Genomic DNA, 16,072 nt, shown 5'->3' on the forward strand with positions numbered 1-16,072 from the left:
GATTCCACTAAAAAAGTTCCACCTAAAAACATGACCATGATACTTACCGACCTGCCCACCGCGATCCAGCGTAGCGACTTTGCCAGCGACTTCCTGTGGGGCGTCTCGACGTCGGCCTACCAGATCGAGGGCGCCGCCGCGGTGGACGGCCGCGTGCCGTCGATCTGGGACACCTTCAGCGCCACGCCGGGCAAGGTGCGCGACGGCTCGACCGGCGCGGTGGCCTGCGACCACTACCACCGCTGGGAGGAGGACCTGGACCTGGCGCAGTCCATGGGCCTGAACGCCTACCGCTTCTCGATCGCCTGGCCGCGCATCTTCAACGGCGTGGACGCGGAGCCGAACCCGCTGGGGCTGGCCTTCTATTCGAAGCTGGTGGACGGCATGCTGGCGCGCGGCCTGCAGCCGTGGTGCACGCTGTATCACTGGGACCTGCCGCAGTACCTGGAGGACCAGGGCGGCTGGGCCAACCGCGCCACGGTGGACGCCTTCCTGCGCTACGCGGACGTGATCAGCAAGCACCTGGGCGACCGCGTGCGGCACTGGATCACGCACAACGAGCCGTGGTGCACGGCCATGCACGGCAACTGGGACGGCATGCACGCGCCGGGCAACAAGAGCTTGCCGCTGGCGCTGCAGGTGTGCCACAACGTGCTGGTGTCGCACGGCCTGGCGGTGCCGCTGATCCGCGCCAACGTGCCGGGGGCGAAGGTGGGCATCGCATTGAGCCTGCATCCGGTCAAGGCGGCCAGCGACAGCGCCGCCGACCGCGAGGCCGTGGTGCGCCACGACGCGCTGCGCAACCGCTGGTTCCTCGACGCGCTGTATGGCCGCGGCTATCCGGAACTGGCGCTGCAACTGGTCGGGCAGGACGCGCCGTGGGTGCTGCCGGGCGATATGGAGGCGATCGCCGTGCCGATGGACTTCCTCGGCGTGAACTACTACTTCCCCGAGGTGGTGCGGGACGCGCCGGAGCAGTACCCGCTGCGCACGGCCATCGTCTATCCGCAGGATCGCCAGCGCACGGACTTCGGCTGGGAGGTGTCGCCGCAAGGACTGGTCGACCTGCTGGAGCGCGTGGCGCGCGACTATCCGACCGGCGATTTGTACGTGACCGAGAACGGCTCGTCCTACGACGATGTGCTGACCGCCGACGGCGCCGTCAACGACACCGCGCGCCGCGACTACCTGATCCGCCACCTGGCCGCCATGCGCGACGCCATCGGCGCGGGCGGCGACATCAAAGGCTATTTCGCCTGGAGCCTGCTGGACAACTTCGAATGGGCGGAAGGCTATCTGCGCCGCTTCGGCCTGACCTACATCGACTACCCGACACAGCGCCGCATCCTCAAGCAAAGCGGCCAGTGGTACAGCGCCTTCGTGCGCGGCGCATGATTGTCGTTCCCGCCTTCGCGGGAGCGACGAGATAACAATATCAACCACGGAGACAAGCACCGAATGAAGACCAATAACCACATCCTGCGCCGCGCCGTGCTGGCCGCCACGCTGGCGCTGGGCGCCGCCTGCGCCGCCGGCATCACCACCGCTGCGCCAACCGCCAAGCCATTGGCCGACTGGCCGCACATCACCAGCGCCGTCAAGCAGGACAAGGCCATGGAAGCGCGCATCGCGCAGATCGTGGCCGGCATGACGCTGGCGCAGAAGGTCGGGCAGATGACGCAGCCCGAAATCAAATTCATCACGCCCGAGCAGGTGCGCGAATACTACGTCGGCTCGGTGCTGAACGGCGGCGGCAGCTGGCCGCAGGGGAACAAGTACGCCACGGCGGCCGACTGGGTCAAGCTGGCCGACGCCTACTACGACGCCTCGATGAGCACCGACATGAAGGTCAAGGTGCCGGTCATCTGGGGCATCGACGCCATGCACGGCAACAGCAATATGTACGGCGCCACGCTGTTCCCGCACAACATAGGCCTGGGCGCCGCGCGCGACGCCAAGCTGGTTGGCGAGATGGCCAAATCGGTCGCCAAGGCGGTGCGCGCCACCGGCATCGACTGGGTGTTCGCGCCGACGCTGGCCGTGGTGCGCGACGACCGTTGGGGGCGCACCTACGAATCCTTCTCGGAAGACCCGGCCATCGTCAGGGACTACGCCGGCGCCTACGTCAAGGGCCTGCAGGGCGATTTGAAATCGGATGGCACGGTGGTCGCCACCGCCAAGCACTTCATCGGCGACGGCGGCACGGCCGAAGGCAAGGACCGCGGCGAGAACCAGTCCACCATGGCGGACATGATCAACATCCACGCGCAGGGCTACTACCCGGCGCTGCAGGCCGGCGTGCAGACGGTGATGGCGTCCTTCAACAGCTGGAACGACGTCAAGGGCGGCTCCGACCACGGCAAGATGCACGGCAGTAAAGAGCTGCTGACCGACGCGCTGAAAACCAAAATGGGCTTCGACGGCCTGGTGGTCAGCGACTGGAACGCCATCGCCGAAGTGCCCGGCTGCGCCAACGACAGCTGCGCCGCCTCCATCAACGCCGGCGTCGACATGGTGATGGTGCCGGAACACTGGAAGACCTTCATCGCCAACACCATCGCCCAGGTGGAGAAGGGCGAGATCCCGATGTCGCGCATCGACGACGCGGTCACCCGCATCCTGCGCGTGAAGCTGCGCGCCGGTCTGTTCGACGGCAAGAAGCCGTCGCAGAACGCCTACGCCGGAAAGCAGGAGCTGCTGCAGGCGCGCGCGCTGGCGCGCCAGGCGGTGCGTGAATCGCTGGTGCTGTTGAAGAACAATGGCGGCGTGCTGCCGCTGGCGCGCGGTAAAAAGATCCTCGTCGTCGGCAAGAGCGCGGACAACATGGCCAACCAGTCGGGCGGCTGGTCGCTGACGTGGCAGGGCACCGACAACAAGAACAGCGACTACCCCGTCAGCGACACCATCCTGGCCGGCATCCAGGACGCCGCCGGCAAGGACAACGTCACCTTCAGCGAGAACGCCGCCGGCGTCGACGTCAGCAAGTTCGACGCCGTCATCGCCGTCATCGGCGAGACGCCGTACGCGGAAGGCGACGGCGACATCGGCCCATCGGGCACGCTGCGCCTGTCCGGCCGCCATCCCGAGGACCTGGCGGTGCTGCAGGCCGTGGCGGGCAAGGGCAAGCCGGTGGTGACGGTGCTGATGTCGGGCCGTCCGCTGTTCGTCAACGATGTGCTCAACCTGTCGGACAGCTTCGTCGCGGCCTGGCTGCCGGGTACCGAAGGCAAGGGCGTGTCCGATGTGCTGTTCCGCAAAGCGGACGGCAAGGTCAACGCGGACTTCCACGGCAAGCTGTCGTTCTCGTGGCCGAAGTCGGCCTGCCAGTCGCCGGTCAACGTCGGCGACGCCGCGTACGATCCGCTGTTCAAATACGGCTACGGCCTGACCTACGCGGGGGCGGCCGGCAAGCACGCCTTGCCGCTGCTGGACGCAAGCTATCCGGCCGGCGGCTGCGGCAAGGCCACCTCGGTGCCGGTGTACGCGCCCGCCGACCGCTCGACCTACGCGCTGTACGTCAGCAGCGGCGGCCAGCGCGTGGCACTGGGCGCGGACCTGAACGCTGTGTTCAACCTGCCCACCGTGAAGGTCGAAACCGCGCAGGTCAACACCCAGCAGGACGCCAAGCGCCTCACCTGGACCGGCGCGGCCAGGCTGGAAGCGCAAGCCGCGCACGCGCAGAAGCTGCCGGCGTTCGCTTCGGCCGACGGCGCACTGCAGTTTGATGCTATCGTGTCGGCTGCGCCGCAGGGCAAGGCCAGCATCGGCATCGAAACCGTGGAGCTGGACGCCAGCGCCGTGTTCCAGCGCCTCGCCGGCAAGGGCAAGCAGACGGTGAAGATTCCGCTGGCCTGCTTCAGCGCCAAAGGCCTGTCGCTGGCGGCATTGAGCACGCCGTTCAGCGTGTCCGCCGACGCGCCGTTCGCGGCGACGTTCGCCAACATCCAGATCGTTGGCGGCGCCGCCAGGGACAAGGATGCGCTGGCGTGCGGCGACTTTAAATAAACCCAGGAGATTCTCAAAGCATGGAAACCTATTCCCAAGCCGTCCCCGTGCCGGGTGGCCAGAGCCAGACCGGCGGCAACACCGGTCCGCTGATCATCGTCACCATCCTGTTCTTCATGTGGGGCCTGCTGACCTCCATGAACGACGTGCTGATCCCGCACCTGAAGGCGGTCTACACGCTGACCTACGTGCAGGCCATGCTGGTGCAGTTCTGCTTCTTCGGTGCGTACTTCATCGTCTCGCTGCCGGCCGGTATGCTGATCAAGAAGATCGGCTACCAGAACGGCGCCGTCGCCGGCCTGACCATCGCGGCAGCCGGCTGCGCGCTGTTCTACCCGGCGGCCACCAGCGGCTACACGCTGTTCCTGATCGCCTTCTTCGTGCTGGCGGGCGGCATCACCGTGCTGCAGGTGGCGGCCAATCCCTACGTGACGGTGCTGGGCGATCCGCAGACCGCCTCCAGCCGCCTGACGCTGACCCAGGCCTTCAACTCGCTGGGCACCACCGTGGCGCCAACGCTGGGCGGCATGTTGATCCTGGCCGGCGGCGTGATGAGCTCCGCCGACATGGCCAAGCTCACCACCGAACAACTGGCGGCCTACCACGCCACCCAGGCGGCCAGCGTGCAAGGCCCTTACCTGGTGCTGGCCGCGGCCCTGCTGGCGCTGGCGGTGTTGTTCGCATTGGCGCGCCTGCCCAAGATCGTCGACGCCGAACAGGCGGGCGGCGAAAGCGCCGGCTGGTCGGCCGTGCTGCAGCACCGCCATCTGGTGCTGGGCGCGGTGGCGATCTTCCTGTACGTGGGCGGCGAAGTCAGTATCGGCAGCTTCCTGATCAACTTCATGGGCGACGCCAAAGTGGCGAACCTGTCGGCCGCCGACGCCGCGCCTTTCGTCAGCTACTACTGGGGCGGCGCGATGGTGGGCCGCTTCATCGGCTTCGCCGTGATGCGCTACGTCAGTCCGGGCAAGGCGCTGGCCTTCAACTCGGCGGCGGTGATCGCGCTGGTGCTCACCGCGATCTTCAGCGGCGGCCACCTGGCGATGTGGGCGATGCTGGCGGTCGGCCTGTTCAACTCCATCATGTTCCCGACCATCTTCTCGATGGCGCTGAACAAGCTGGGACCACTGACCGGGCAGGGCTCGGGCGTGCTGTGCATGGCCATTGTCGGCGGCGCGCTGGTGCCGTTCGGTCAGGGCCTGCTGGCAGACACCATGAGCCTGCAGATGTCCTTCCTGGTGCCGGCGGCCTGCTACACCTTCATCCTGTACTTTGGCCTGAAATACGCCGACATGTACTCGGACAAATAACTTGCCGCGGCTATACACACCATGGGTATAGCCGCATTCTCCTTCTAGCAAACCTGCTGAACTCTTTGCTGAAATCTACTGAATTGAACTTCACCGTACTCTCGCTGTCTAACTCAGTAACGGGAAGCAGAAATCAGTAGGTTTCAGTAAGGAGAGCAGCATGGTTGCTACAATGAGTGTGAACGTCTCCCCCTCCACCCTGTTCGCGCTGATGGAACGGCTGCGCGATTCCGGCATGTCCATCGATCCTGCGGAAGCCGTCAATGCCGCGATTCGCCATTGGCTCGCGTCCACGGCGGCCGCGCCACCGTTGCCGCTGCGGCGACCTCGCCATCCACGCTAGCTGCCGTTGTTGCGACTTCACCAACCGCGCCCGCTGCCGCAAACGCGCCTGCTGCCATGCCGCCCGCGCCGGCCCCCGCTTCGGCGCACCGCGACGTAGCCCCCGGCCAAGGCTGGACCGAGCCAGAACGCAGAAAATTCCGGCTCCGTCTTGAGGACGTCGCCTTCGACTGAGCGCTGCCGCTCTGTTGATTTTTTTGATCTGGCGCATGGATATCGCGCCTCAAGATCCGCACTATCATGGCACTGACATAGACAAAGGACAGAGCCATGAGCAACACCATCAAAGCATATCTGGTCGGCGGCGGTATCGGCTCGCTGTCCGCCGCGGCCTTCATGATCCGCGACGCCGGCATCGACGGCCGCAACATCACCATCTTCGAAGCGCTGCCGCTGGCCGGCGGCAGCCTCGATGGCGGCGGCAACGCGGACACCGGCTACACACTGCGCGGCGGCCGCATGCTCACCACCGACAACTACGAATGCACCTGGGATCTGTTCAAGAGCATCCCCTCGCTGGAACACGAAGGCCAGAGCGTCTACGACGAAACGGTGGCCTTCAACAAAATGCACAAATCGCACTCGCAGGCCCGCCTGGTCGACCGCAACCGCTTCCGCGTCAACGTGACCTCGATGGGCTTCAGCATGCAGGACCGCGCCGAGCTGCTGGCGCTGGCCGAAGCCGACGAGGACAAACTGGGCGACAGCGCCATCACCGACTGGCTGTCGCCGGAATTCTTCGACACCAAATTCTGGTACATGTGGGCCACCACCTTCGCCTTCCAGCCGTGGCACAGCGCCGTGGAATTCAAGCGCTACCTGCATCGCTTCATGATGGAGTTCTCGCGCATTGAAACGCTGGCCGGCGTCAAGCGCACCGTCTACAACCAGTACGACTCCTTCGTGCGTCCACTGCAGCACTGGCTGCAACAGCAGGGCGTGCAGGTTATCCGCGACTGCAAGGTCGACGACATCGAGCTGCAGGAGGAGGGCGGCGTGCTGACCGCGTCGGCGCTGCGCTGCACCCGCAACGGCGAGGCCACCACCATCGCCGTCGCCCCGCACGACCTGGTGTTCTTCCAGAACGGCTCGATGACCGACGCCTCCAGCTTCGGCAGCATGCACAGCGCACCGGCCAAGCTGGACAAGCGCGACAGCCAGGGCTGGGCCTTGTGGGAAAAGCTGGCGGTGGACCGTCCGCAGTTGGGCAACCCGGCCGTCTTCAATTCCAGCATCCCGGAATCGTGGTGGGAGTCGTTCACCGTCACGCTGAAGGACCCCGCGTTCTTCGACAAGATGGAACAGTTCAGCGGCAACGCGGCCGGCACCGGCGGCCTGGTGACGTTCAAGGATTCGAACTGGCTGATGTCCATCGTGCTGGCGCACCAGCCGCACTTCGCCGGCCAGCCGGAAGGCGTGCAGGTATTCTGGGGCTACTCGCTGCATCCGGACCGCGTCGGCAATTTCGTCGCCAAGCCCATGGCCGATTGCACCGGCGAGGAGATCCTGCGCGAGCTGTGCGGCCACCTGAATTTCGACATGGAGATCATGGCCAAGGCCAACTGCATCCCATGCCGCATTCCCTACATCACCAGCATGTTCATGCCGCGCTTTAAGAGCGACCGTCCGCTGCCGGTGCCGCCCAACTCGCGCAACCTGGCCTTCGTCAGCCAGTTCGTCGAAGTGCCGGAGGACGTGGTGTTCACCGTCGAATACTCGGTGCGCGCGGCGCAGATGGCGGTCTACCAGCTGCTCGACGTCAAGCGCGCGGTGCCGCCGGTCAGCCATCACGACAAGTCGATGAAGGTGAAACTGGAAGCCCTCATGAAGGCTTTCCAATAAGACGAAGTGCGACGACGCCGGGCGCGGCCGGCTGGCGGCATCAGGCTAGAACGCCCATCAGCTTCTGCATCGGGCTCAGTTCGATCAGCGAGTCCGGCTCGTCGATTTCCATGACGACGTCGTTATAGGCCACCGCGCGCAAAGGTTCCACTTCGATGGTGTCGGAAAGGCGCGCCTCGTCCAGCATCTGCTGGAGCACCGGCGCGTCCAGCACGTTGAGTTTCGCCAGCAGAGCGCCGTACTTGCGGACATCCGCATCATTGGCCGCGATTTTATCGGCTGGCCGTATCGCCAGATTAAGGCAGCCGAACACCGCAAACACGCCCAGCAGCCAGGCGGATGGAATCAACATCTGGGCGGCCAGTGCCGCAACCGCGCTGCTGCCTGCCAGCAGGCTGATGAAGGTGAGCATGGTCTGTATCCGGCGATAAAAGCGCGAGGTACGTTGGCACAGACGCTGGGCATAGCGCAAATTGAACTGCAATTCTTCCTTGATCTCATCCATGACTGTTCCTTTTCTTCAAAGGTCCATGCGCCGGACAGTTTCATTGTATGCCTTGCGGCGCCACGATGGCGGGCGCACGACATCAATCATGCGGTGCTCTTGAAAGCACACGCTGCGGTATGTCAAAGGTGTAGAGGCGGCTGGCAGGCTGCATGCGCTGCCGGCCGCGAAAGGCTCGCTTACAGGAACCGGTCGAGGATTTTCTTGCTGTGCTTGTCCAGCTCGCGCACGTCGCGGATCAGGTAGTGGATGCCGTGGATGTCCGAGATCAAGAGCGTGTCCACCGTCAGGCGGCGGATGTCTTCCTCGCCGCGCAGCACGAACTCGGTGTCGCCGCGATCGGTCGCCACCGACCATGTGCACGGCGTGGCGAAACTGGTCACGCTGTTGATGCGCGCGATCTCCGGCATGAACTCGCGTCCCGCCAGCTCCTCGCGCACCAGCTGCCCAACGGCCGCCGGCAGATCCTCGATGCGGTCGATCCAGCCCACTTCCTTGCCGTCGGTGCTCACCAGTGCGATGCCGTCGTCCGGCGCCTGCACCGGGAAGGCGCGCACCGGCGCCACGCTCTCGTGCACTTCACCCTCGGCCGTGGTCAGCACCAGGCGGCCGAAGGGATTGCGTGTCAATTCAAAATTCGTCGTCATGTTCTTGTTCTCTTAATCTTTGCTGCCGCTGTCGTCGAGATCCGTGTCGACGTTGCGGGCCTGCGCCTGGTACAGGCGGTAGTAGGCGCCTTCGCGCGCCATCAGGTCGTCGTGCGCGCCTTCCTCCACCACCACGCCTCGGTCCAGCACCACCAGGCGGTCCGCCTTCTGCAGCGTGGACAGCCGGTGCGCGATGGCGATCGTGGTGCGGCCTTGCACCAGGTTCTCCAGCGCGCGCTGGATCTCCTTCTCGGTCTCGGAATCGACCGAGGACGTGGCCTCGTCGAGGATCAGGATCTTCGGATCGATCAGCAGCGCGCGCGCGATCGAGATGCGCTGGCGCTCGCCGCCGGACAAGCCCTGTCCACGCTCGCCCACCATCGAATCGTAACCCTGCGGCAGGCGCAGGATGAACTCGTGCGCGTGCGCGGCGCGCGCGGCGGCGATGATCTCGGCGCGCGTGGCGCCCGGTTTGCCGTAGGCCAGATTCTCGGCGATGGTGCCGAAGAACAGGAACGGCTCCTGCAGCACCAGGCCGATGTTGCGGCGGTAGTCGGACACCGCGAACGAGCGGATGTCCACGCCGTCCAGCATGATCGCGCCTTCCGACACATCGTAGAAGCGGCAGATCAGATTGACCAGCGTCGACTTGCCCGAACCCGAATGGCCCACCAGGCCGATCATCTCGCCGGCCTTGATGTCGAGCGAGATGCCGCGGTTGACTGCACGGTTCCCGTAACGGAAGCCCACTTCGCGCAAGGTGATGTTGCCATCGACCTTGGCCGGCTTGACCGGGTTCGCAGGCTCCGGCACCGACGACACGTGGTCGAGGATGTCGAAGATGCGCTTGGCGGCCGACGCAGATTTCTGCGTCACCGAGACGATGCGGCTCATCGAATCCAGGCGGCCGTAGAAGCGGCTGGAGTAGGCGATGAAGGCCGACAGCACGCCGACCGTGATGTGGCCCTTGGACACCTGGTAGATGCCGAACACCCAGATCACCAGCAGCCCAAGCTCCGTCAGGAACGACACGGTCGGCGAGAACAGCGACCAGATTTTATTGAGCTTGTCGTTGACCGCCAGATTGTGCTTGTTGGCGGTGCGGAAGCGCGCCGCTTCGCGCGACTCCTGCGCGAACGCCTTCACCACGCGGATGCCGGGGATGGTATCGGCCAGCACGTTGGTCACCTCGCCCCACACGCGGTCGATCTTCTCGAAGCCGGTGCGCAGGCGGTCGCGCACCACGTGGATCAGCCACGCGATGAACGGCAGCGGCAGCAGCGTGAAGATCGCCAGCCACGGATCGATCGAGAACAGGATCACGCCGGTCATGATGATCATCAGGCAGTCCGACGCGAAGTCCAGCAGGTGCAGCGACAGGAACACGCAGATGCGGTCACTCTCGCTGCCGATGCGCGACATCAAGTCGCCGGTGCGCTTGCCACCGAAGTATTCCAGCGACAGCCGCAGCAAGTGGTCATACGTCTCGGTGCGCAGGTCGGCGCCGATGCGCTCCGACACCAGCGCCAGCACATAGGTCTTGCCCCAGCCAAGTATCCACGCCAGCACCGCCGACCCCACCAGGCCGGACATGTACAGCGCCACCAGCGAGGTATCGACCGGCGCGCCGTTCTGGTACGGGATCAGCACCTTGTCCATCAGCGGGATGGTCAGGTAGGGCGGGATCATGTGGGCGCCGGTCGACAGCAGCATCAGCGCGAAGCCAAAGCCCAGCTGCAGCTTGTACGGGCCGGCGAAGCGCCACAGGCGGAACAAGGTCCACGTGGACGGCGGCGTGTACACCACCTTGGTGCAGATCGGGCATTCCTCCTGCTCCGGCTCCAGCGGCGCCTTGCAGCTCGGGCAGACGTTCTTTTCCTCGCGCACCACCGGCACGCCCAGCGCATGGCTGTCGCGGTGCGCGTTGAATTGTTCGACCAGGCGGATCGCCTGCAGGTTCTGGCCCAGCGTGAAGCGCCAGGCGCCAAGCCGGCCGCCGTGGTTCACCAGCTCCAGGTGGCCGACGCCCGCGTGGTCGTGGTGTTTGAGCTCCAGGTCCTTAGCGAAAGGCCAATGTTGCCAGTCCGCGCGGCCCGGCGCGCGCGCCAGCACGCCGCGTTCGGTGACGACAATCACGCCCTTGGAAAAACGAAGTTGTTCATCCAGGTCAACCTCCAGGGCACTTACCGCGTTTTCCCCATGGGAAAGTTGTGCCTGCACCTCGGAACGCCAGCGCTCGGGAAGCTCGCTCTGGCTGGTGTTGGAGGAAAGTTGTTCTGTTGTCATCGTGCAGCGTACTCCGGTGGCGAAAAGGTGGAACAAAGGTGGAACTAGTTAGGCGTTGCGACTGATGCAAGCGCTTTATTTACGGTATTCTGTCAATGGTCACATCCTTGACTGATATCAAGGAAAACCAGTGTTTTGTTGGCGGCAAGTATAACGCACGCGCAGGGTGGGCCAAATGCAATTTGGCCGCCGGCGGTGGTACAGAGGTTAAAATACGGCGCGGGCTGGCCACGGCTGATAACAAAGATACAAGAATAGAAACATGACCAAGAAGAAAGACATAGAAGTTCTCCGCGTCACCCATTTGCGCGGACCCAATATCTGGACCTATCGCCCGGTGATCGAGGCGTGGCTGGATATCGGCGAACTGGAGAATTTCCCCTCGAATTTGTTGCCTGGCTTGTACGAGCGCCTGACCGCGATCCTGCCGGGCCTGATCATCCATCGCTGCGGCGTGGGCGAGCATGGCGGCTTCCTCGAGCGCCTGCGCGACGGCACCTACGCCGGCCACATCCTCGAACACGTTGTGCTGGAACTGCAAAACCTGGCCGGCATGAAGACCGGCTTCGGCAAGACGCGCCAGATCGGCGAGAACACCGGCTTGTACAAGATGGCCTTCCGCACCCGCCAGGAGCAGGTGGGACGCGCCGCGCTGGCCGCCGGCCGCGACCTGCTGATGGCGATGATCAACGATCAACCATACGACCTGGCCGCCACCGTGGCCGAGCTGACCGACCTGGTCGAGTCGCTGTGCCTCGGCCCGAGCACCGCCAACATCGTCGATGCCGCCACCGTGCGCAAGATCCCGTCGATCCGCCTGACCGATGGCAACCTGGTGCAGCTGGGCCATGGCGCCCGCCAGCGCCGCATCTGGACCGCCGAAACCGAACAGACCAGCGCCATCGCCGAAGGCATCGCCAGCGACAAGGACTTGACCAAGTCGCTGTTGGCCTCGTGCGGCGTGCCGGTGCCGGAAGGTGAGCTGGTCACCAGCGCCGAAGCGGCGTGGGAAGCGGCGCAGGACATCGGCCTGCCGGTCGTGGTCAAGCCGTACGACGGCAACCATGGCCGCGGCGTCTCGCTCAACCTGATGACCGAAGCCGACGTCACCGCAGCCTACGTGCTGGCCGCGCGCAAGGGCGGCAGCAAGAGCGTGATCGTCGAGCGCTACATCGCCGGCAACGAGCACCGCCTGCTGGTGGTCGGCAAGCGCCTGGTGGCGGCGGCCGCCGGCGAAGCGCTGTGGGTCACCGGCGACGGCAAGTCCAACATCATCGAATTGTGCGACGCCCAGATCAACACCGACCCGCGCCGCGGCACCACCGAGGACGCGCCGCTGAACGTCATCGCGCCGCAGCACGGCGCCGAGATCATCCTGGAGCTGCAGCGCCAGGGCATGACCGCCTACTCGATTCCGCTGGACGGCCAGAAGGTGCTGATCCAGACCAACGGCAACGTCGCCACCGACGTCACCGACAAGGTGCACCCGCAAGTGGCCGCGATGGCCACGCTGGCCGCGCGCGTGGTCGGGCTGGACATCGCCGGCATCGACGTGGTGGCCGCCGACATCTCGCGTCCGCTGGAAGAGCAGGGCGGCGCCGTCATCGAAGTCAACGCCAGCCCCGGCCTGCTGGCCCACCTCAAGCCCGCCGCCGGCGAACCGCGCAACGTCGGCGAAGCGATTGTCGACCACCTGTTCGCGCCGGACGAGGACGGACGCATGCCCATCGTCGGCATCACCGGCAAGCACGGCGCCACCATGGCCTCGCGCCTGATCGCCTGGCTGCTGCAGATCAGCGGCAAGAAGGTCGGCCTGTCGTGCGCGGACGGGCTGTTCGTCAACGGCCGCCTGCTGCCGCGCGACGGCTTCAGCGACTGGGAAAGCGGCGAACGCCTGCTGCTCAACAAGAACGTCGAAGCCGGCGTGTTCGAAGCCAGCGCCCATATGATCCTGACCGAAGGCCTGGCCTACGACAAATGCGCGGTCGGCGTGGTGACCGACGTCAGCGACTTCGAGGACGTGGCCGAGTTCCATATCGCCAGCCTGGACAAGCTGTACGGCGTGCTGCGGACCCAGGTCGACGTGGTCCTGCCGAGCGGCGTGGCGGTGCTCAACGCCGCCGATCCGCAGGTGGTCGACATGGCCGACCTGTGCGACGGCGACGTGATGTTCTACGGCGTCGACGAACACCTGGCCGCCATCGCCGCGCACCGCCAGGACGGCAAGCGCGTGGTGTTCCAGCGCGCCGAACGCATCGTGCTGGCGCAGGGCCACGAGGACATCGCCAGCCTGCCGCTGTCGCCGCTGGTGCCGCCGGAAGCCGTGCTGGCCGCGATCGCCGCCGGCTGGGCGCTGGGCCTGACGCCTGAATTGATCGGCGCCGGCCTGCGCACCTTCGACGCCAACCCGAAGCGAACTCATCACTGATACATCACGAAAGAACAAGCAGAGTTATGGAAGTCATCCGCACCCGCGCGCTGCGCGGACCGAATCTTTGGAGCCACCACACGGCGGTGGAAGTGATCGTATCGTGCCCGTCCGAGGAGCGCTCGATCGCCACGCTGCCCGGCTTCGAGCAGCGCCTGCACGCCCGCTTCCCCGCCATCGGCGCCCTGCAAACCGCCGGTTACACCGACGCCGTGCCGCTGGCGCGCGTGCTGGAAGTGGCGGCCCTGAGCCTGCAGGCGCAGGCCGGCTGCCCGGTCACCTTCAGCCGCACCACCGCCACGCTGGAAGAGGGCATCTACCAGACCGTCGTCGAGTACAGCGAGGAAGCGGTGGGCCGCCTGGCGATCACGCTGGCGCACAACCTGATCAACGCCGCCCTGGCCGACACGCCGTTCGACTTGACCGGCGCGCTGAACGAACTGCGCGACCTCGATGAAGACGTGCGCCTTGGCCCGAGCACCGGCGCCATCGTCAGCGCCGCCGTCGCGCGCGACATCCCGATCCGCCGCCTGACCGAAGGCAGCATGGTGATGTTCGGCTGGGGCTCGCGCCAGCGCCGCATCCAGGCCGCCGAGATGGACAGCACCAGCGCCATCGGCGAATCGATCGCGCAGGACAAGGAACTGACCAAGAAGCTGCTGCACGCGGCCGGCGTGCCCGTGCCCAACGGCCGCTCGGTGGAAGACGTCGAAGACGCCTGGGCCGCCGCGCAGGAAATCGGCCTGCCGGTGGTGGTCAAGCCGAAGGACGGCAACCAGGGCAAGGGCGTCACCGTCAACGTGATGACCAAGGAGCACCTGGCCAAAGCCTTCCACACCGCGCGTGAATTCCGCGACAACATCATGGTCGAGCGCTACCTGCCGGGCCACGATTACCGCCTGCTCGTCATCGGCAACAAGCTGGTGGCCGCCGCGCGCCGCGACCCGCCGCAAGTGGTGGGCGACGGCACGCATACCGTGCGTGAACTGGTCAGCATCGTCAATGCCGACCCGCGCCGAGGCAGCGGCCATTCGACCTCGCTGACCAAGATCCGCTTCGACGACATCGCGCTGGCGCGCCTGGCGCTGCAGGACCTGGACGCCGATTCGATCCCGGCCAAGGGCCAGCGCGTCATCCTGCGCAACAACGCCAACCTGTCGACCGGCGGCACCGCCACCGACGTCACCGACGACGTGCACCCTGAAGTGGCGGCGCGCGCGGTGGAAGCGGCGCAGATGATCGGCCTCGATATCTGCGGCGTCGACGTGGTCTGCGACGGCGTGCTGCAGCCGATCGAGAACCAGCGCGGCGGCGTGGTGGAAGTGAACGCCGCGCCCGGCCTGCGCATGCACATCGCGCCATCGTTCGGCAAGGGCCGCGCGGTGGGTGAAGCCATCGTCAACACCATGTTCGCCCCGGGCGACAACGGCCGCATTCCGGTGGTCGCCGTCACCGGCACCAACGGCAAGACCACCACCGTGCGCCTGATCGCCCATCTGCTCACGGCCAGCGGCCTGCGCACCGGCATGACCAACACCGACGGCGTCTACATCGAAGGCCGCCAGACCGACAGCGGCGACTGCAGCGGCCCGCGCAGCGCGCGCAACGTGCTGCTGCACCCCGACGTCGACGCGGCCGTGTTCGAGACCGCGCGCGGCGGCGTGCTGCGTGAAGGCCTGGCCTTCGACCGTTGCCAGGTAGCTGTCGTCACCAACATCGGCAGCGGCGACCACCTCGGCCTGAACTACATCACCACGGTGGAAGACCTGGCCGTGCTGAAGCGCGTGATCGTGCAGAACGTCTCCGAGAGCGGCTTCGCTGTGCTGAACGCGATTGATCCCATCGTCGCCGGCATGGCCGCGACCTGCCGCGGCAAGGTGATCTTCTTCGGCGCGGAACGCGGCCATCCGGTGATCGCCACCCACCTGGCGCAGGGCAGCCGCACCGTGTACGTGGAAGACGGCCATATCGTCGCCGCCGAAGGCAAGAACCTGCAGCGCATTCCGCTGTCGGAAGTGCCGATCACCCGCAACGGCGCCATCGGCTTCCAGGTGGAGAACGTGATGGCATCGGTCGCCGCCGCGTGGGGCGTGGGCATCAGCTGGGACGCGATCCGCCTCGGCCTGAAAACCTTCGCCAACGATTCCGACAACGCGCCCGGCCGCTTCAACGTGTTCGACTACAAGGGCGCCACGCTGATCGCCGACTACGGCCACAATCCGGACGCCATCCTGGCGCTGGTGCAGGCGGTGGAGACCATGCCGGCCAAGCGCCGCGCGGTGGTGATCAGCGGCGCCGGCGACCGCCGCGACCAGGACATCACGCAGCAGACGCAGATCCTGGGCCGCGCCTTCGACGACGTGATCCTGTACGAGGACGCCTGCCAGCGCGGCCGCGTGGACGGCGAAGTGGTGGGCCTGTTGCGTTCGGGCCTGAACGGCGCCCCGCGCACCACGCACATCCAGGAGATCTACGGCGAATTCCTCGCCATCGACACCGCCCTGGCGCGCCTGAAAGAGGGCGACCTGTGCCTGATCCTGGTCGACCAGGTGGAAGAAGCGCTGGCGCACATCGCCAAGCGCATCGCCGAAGCCTGAGGCGCGGCGCCCACGTGAAAACCGGCCTGCTGGCCGGTTTTTTTTCGTCCCGCGGCTGTGATATTTCGTGACATTGCAATTGGGCGCGGGATTCCCGCAGGCAATGAGAT

Annotated in this window: 10 protein-coding genes; 7 read left to right on the forward strand and 3 right to left on the reverse strand. The window is 65.8% G+C overall.

Translation table 11 applies throughout. The features are described from left to right. Nucleotides 1-30 precede the first annotated feature (30 nt). The 5 genes from ACUJB0_RS06115 to ACUJB0_RS06135 all read left to right on the forward strand — a co-directional run bounded on the left by ACUJB0_RS06115 (nucleotide 31) and on the right by ACUJB0_RS06135 (nucleotide 7,499). Nucleotides 31-1,395: a GH1 family beta-glucosidase gene (locus tag ACUJB0_RS06115; RefSeq protein ID WP_444844452.1), complete on the forward strand. Its 1,365-nt coding sequence runs from the start codon at nucleotides 31-33 to the stop codon at nucleotides 1,393-1,395. A 63-nt stretch (nucleotides 1,396-1,458) separates the two neighbouring features. Beyond that, nucleotides 1,459-4,005, forward strand: a complete 2,547-nt coding sequence (locus tag ACUJB0_RS06120) for a glycoside hydrolase family 3 protein (RefSeq protein WP_444844453.1) — start codon at nucleotides 1,459-1,461, stop codon at nucleotides 4,003-4,005. Nucleotides 4,006-4,025: 20 nt separating this feature from the next. Then, nucleotides 4,026-5,315, forward strand: coding sequence for a sugar MFS transporter (locus ACUJB0_RS06125; RefSeq protein WP_161083411.1), 1,290 nt, complete (start codon nucleotides 4,026-4,028; stop codon nucleotides 5,313-5,315). A 160-nt stretch (nucleotides 5,316-5,475) separates the two neighbouring features. Then, nucleotides 5,476-5,658 carry a hypothetical protein gene (locus tag ACUJB0_RS06130; protein ID WP_444844454.1) on the forward strand — a complete coding sequence of 61 codons (183 nt, stop codon included), beginning with the start codon at nucleotides 5,476-5,478 and terminating at the stop codon, nucleotides 5,656-5,658. A gap of 269 nt (nucleotides 5,659-5,927) precedes the next feature. After that, nucleotides 5,928-7,499, forward strand: a complete 1,572-nt coding sequence (locus ACUJB0_RS06135; protein WP_444844455.1) for an oleate hydratase — start codon at nucleotides 5,928-5,930, stop codon at nucleotides 7,497-7,499. Nucleotides 7,500-7,539: 40 nt separating this feature from the next. Here the strand turns inward: ACUJB0_RS06135 and ACUJB0_RS06140 are convergent, their stop codons facing one another. The 3 genes from ACUJB0_RS06140 to ACUJB0_RS06150 all read right to left on the reverse strand — a co-directional run bounded on the left by ACUJB0_RS06140 (nucleotide 7,540) and on the right by ACUJB0_RS06150 (nucleotide 10,937). Beyond that, nucleotides 7,540-8,004, reverse strand: a complete 465-nt coding sequence (locus ACUJB0_RS06140; protein ID WP_161083413.1) for a hypothetical protein — start codon at nucleotides 8,002-8,004, stop codon at nucleotides 7,540-7,542. 179 nt (nucleotides 8,005-8,183) lie between these two features. Beyond that, on the reverse strand, nucleotides 8,184-8,651 hold the full coding sequence (locus ACUJB0_RS06145) for a cyanophycin metabolism-associated DUF1854 family protein (RefSeq protein WP_444844456.1): 468 nt from the start codon (nucleotides 8,649-8,651) through the stop codon (nucleotides 8,184-8,186). A 12-nt stretch (nucleotides 8,652-8,663) separates the two neighbouring features. Beyond that, on the reverse strand, nucleotides 8,664-10,937 hold the full coding sequence (locus tag ACUJB0_RS06150; RefSeq protein WP_444844457.1) for a cyanophycin metabolism-associated ABC transporter: 2,274 nt from the start codon (nucleotides 10,935-10,937) through the stop codon (nucleotides 8,664-8,666). Nucleotides 10,938-11,199: 262 nt separating this feature from the next. On the opposite strand from ACUJB0_RS06150, the gene ACUJB0_RS06155 reads away from it, so the two are divergent. Next, on the forward strand, nucleotides 11,200-13,365 hold the full coding sequence (locus tag ACUJB0_RS06155) for a cyanophycin synthetase (protein WP_444844458.1): 2,166 nt from the start codon (nucleotides 11,200-11,202) through the stop codon (nucleotides 13,363-13,365). 26 nt (nucleotides 13,366-13,391) lie between these two features. Further along, nucleotides 13,392-15,962 carry a cyanophycin synthetase gene (gene cphA / locus ACUJB0_RS06160; protein ID WP_444844459.1) on the forward strand — a complete coding sequence of 857 codons (2,571 nt, stop codon included), beginning with the start codon at nucleotides 13,392-13,394 and terminating at the stop codon, nucleotides 15,960-15,962. Nucleotides 15,963-16,072: the final 110 nt, after the last annotated feature.

It is taken from the genome of Duganella caerulea (assembly GCF_040362985.1).
In the GTDB taxonomy this organism is placed as follows: Bacteria; Pseudomonadota; Gammaproteobacteria; order Burkholderiales; family Burkholderiaceae_D; genus Rugamonas; species Rugamonas vulcania.

Bases quoted from the DNA above. Each gene is read 5' to 3' on its own strand.
- ACUJB0_RS06120 (WP_444844453.1), top strand. From the start codon at position 1,459: ATGAAGACCAATAACCACATCCTGCGCCGCGCCGTGCTGGCCGCCACG.
- ACUJB0_RS06145 (WP_444844456.1), bottom strand. From the start codon at position 8,651: ATGACGACGAATTTTGAATTGACACGCAATCCCTTCGGCCGCCTGGTG.
- ACUJB0_RS06140 (WP_161083413.1), bottom strand. From the start codon at position 8,004: ATGGATGAGATCAAGGAAGAATTGCAGTTCAATTTGCGCTATGCCCAG.
- ACUJB0_RS06150 (WP_444844457.1), bottom strand. From the start codon at position 10,937: ATGACAACAGAACAACTTTCCTCCAACACCAGCCAGAGCGAGCTTCCC.
- ACUJB0_RS06115 (WP_444844452.1), top strand. From the start codon at position 31: ATGACCATGATACTTACCGACCTGCCCACCGCGATCCAGCGTAGCGAC.
- cphA (WP_444844459.1), top strand. From the start codon at position 13,392: ATGGAAGTCATCCGCACCCGCGCGCTGCGCGGACCGAATCTTTGGAGC.
- ACUJB0_RS06135 (WP_444844455.1), top strand. From the start codon at position 5,928: ATGAGCAACACCATCAAAGCATATCTGGTCGGCGGCGGTATCGGCTCG.
- ACUJB0_RS06125 (WP_161083411.1), top strand. From the start codon at position 4,026: ATGGAAACCTATTCCCAAGCCGTCCCCGTGCCGGGTGGCCAGAGCCAG.
- ACUJB0_RS06155 (WP_444844458.1), top strand. From the start codon at position 11,200: ATGACCAAGAAGAAAGACATAGAAGTTCTCCGCGTCACCCATTTGCGC.
- ACUJB0_RS06130 (WP_444844454.1), top strand. From the start codon at position 5,476: ATGGTTGCTACAATGAGTGTGAACGTCTCCCCCTCCACCCTGTTCGCG.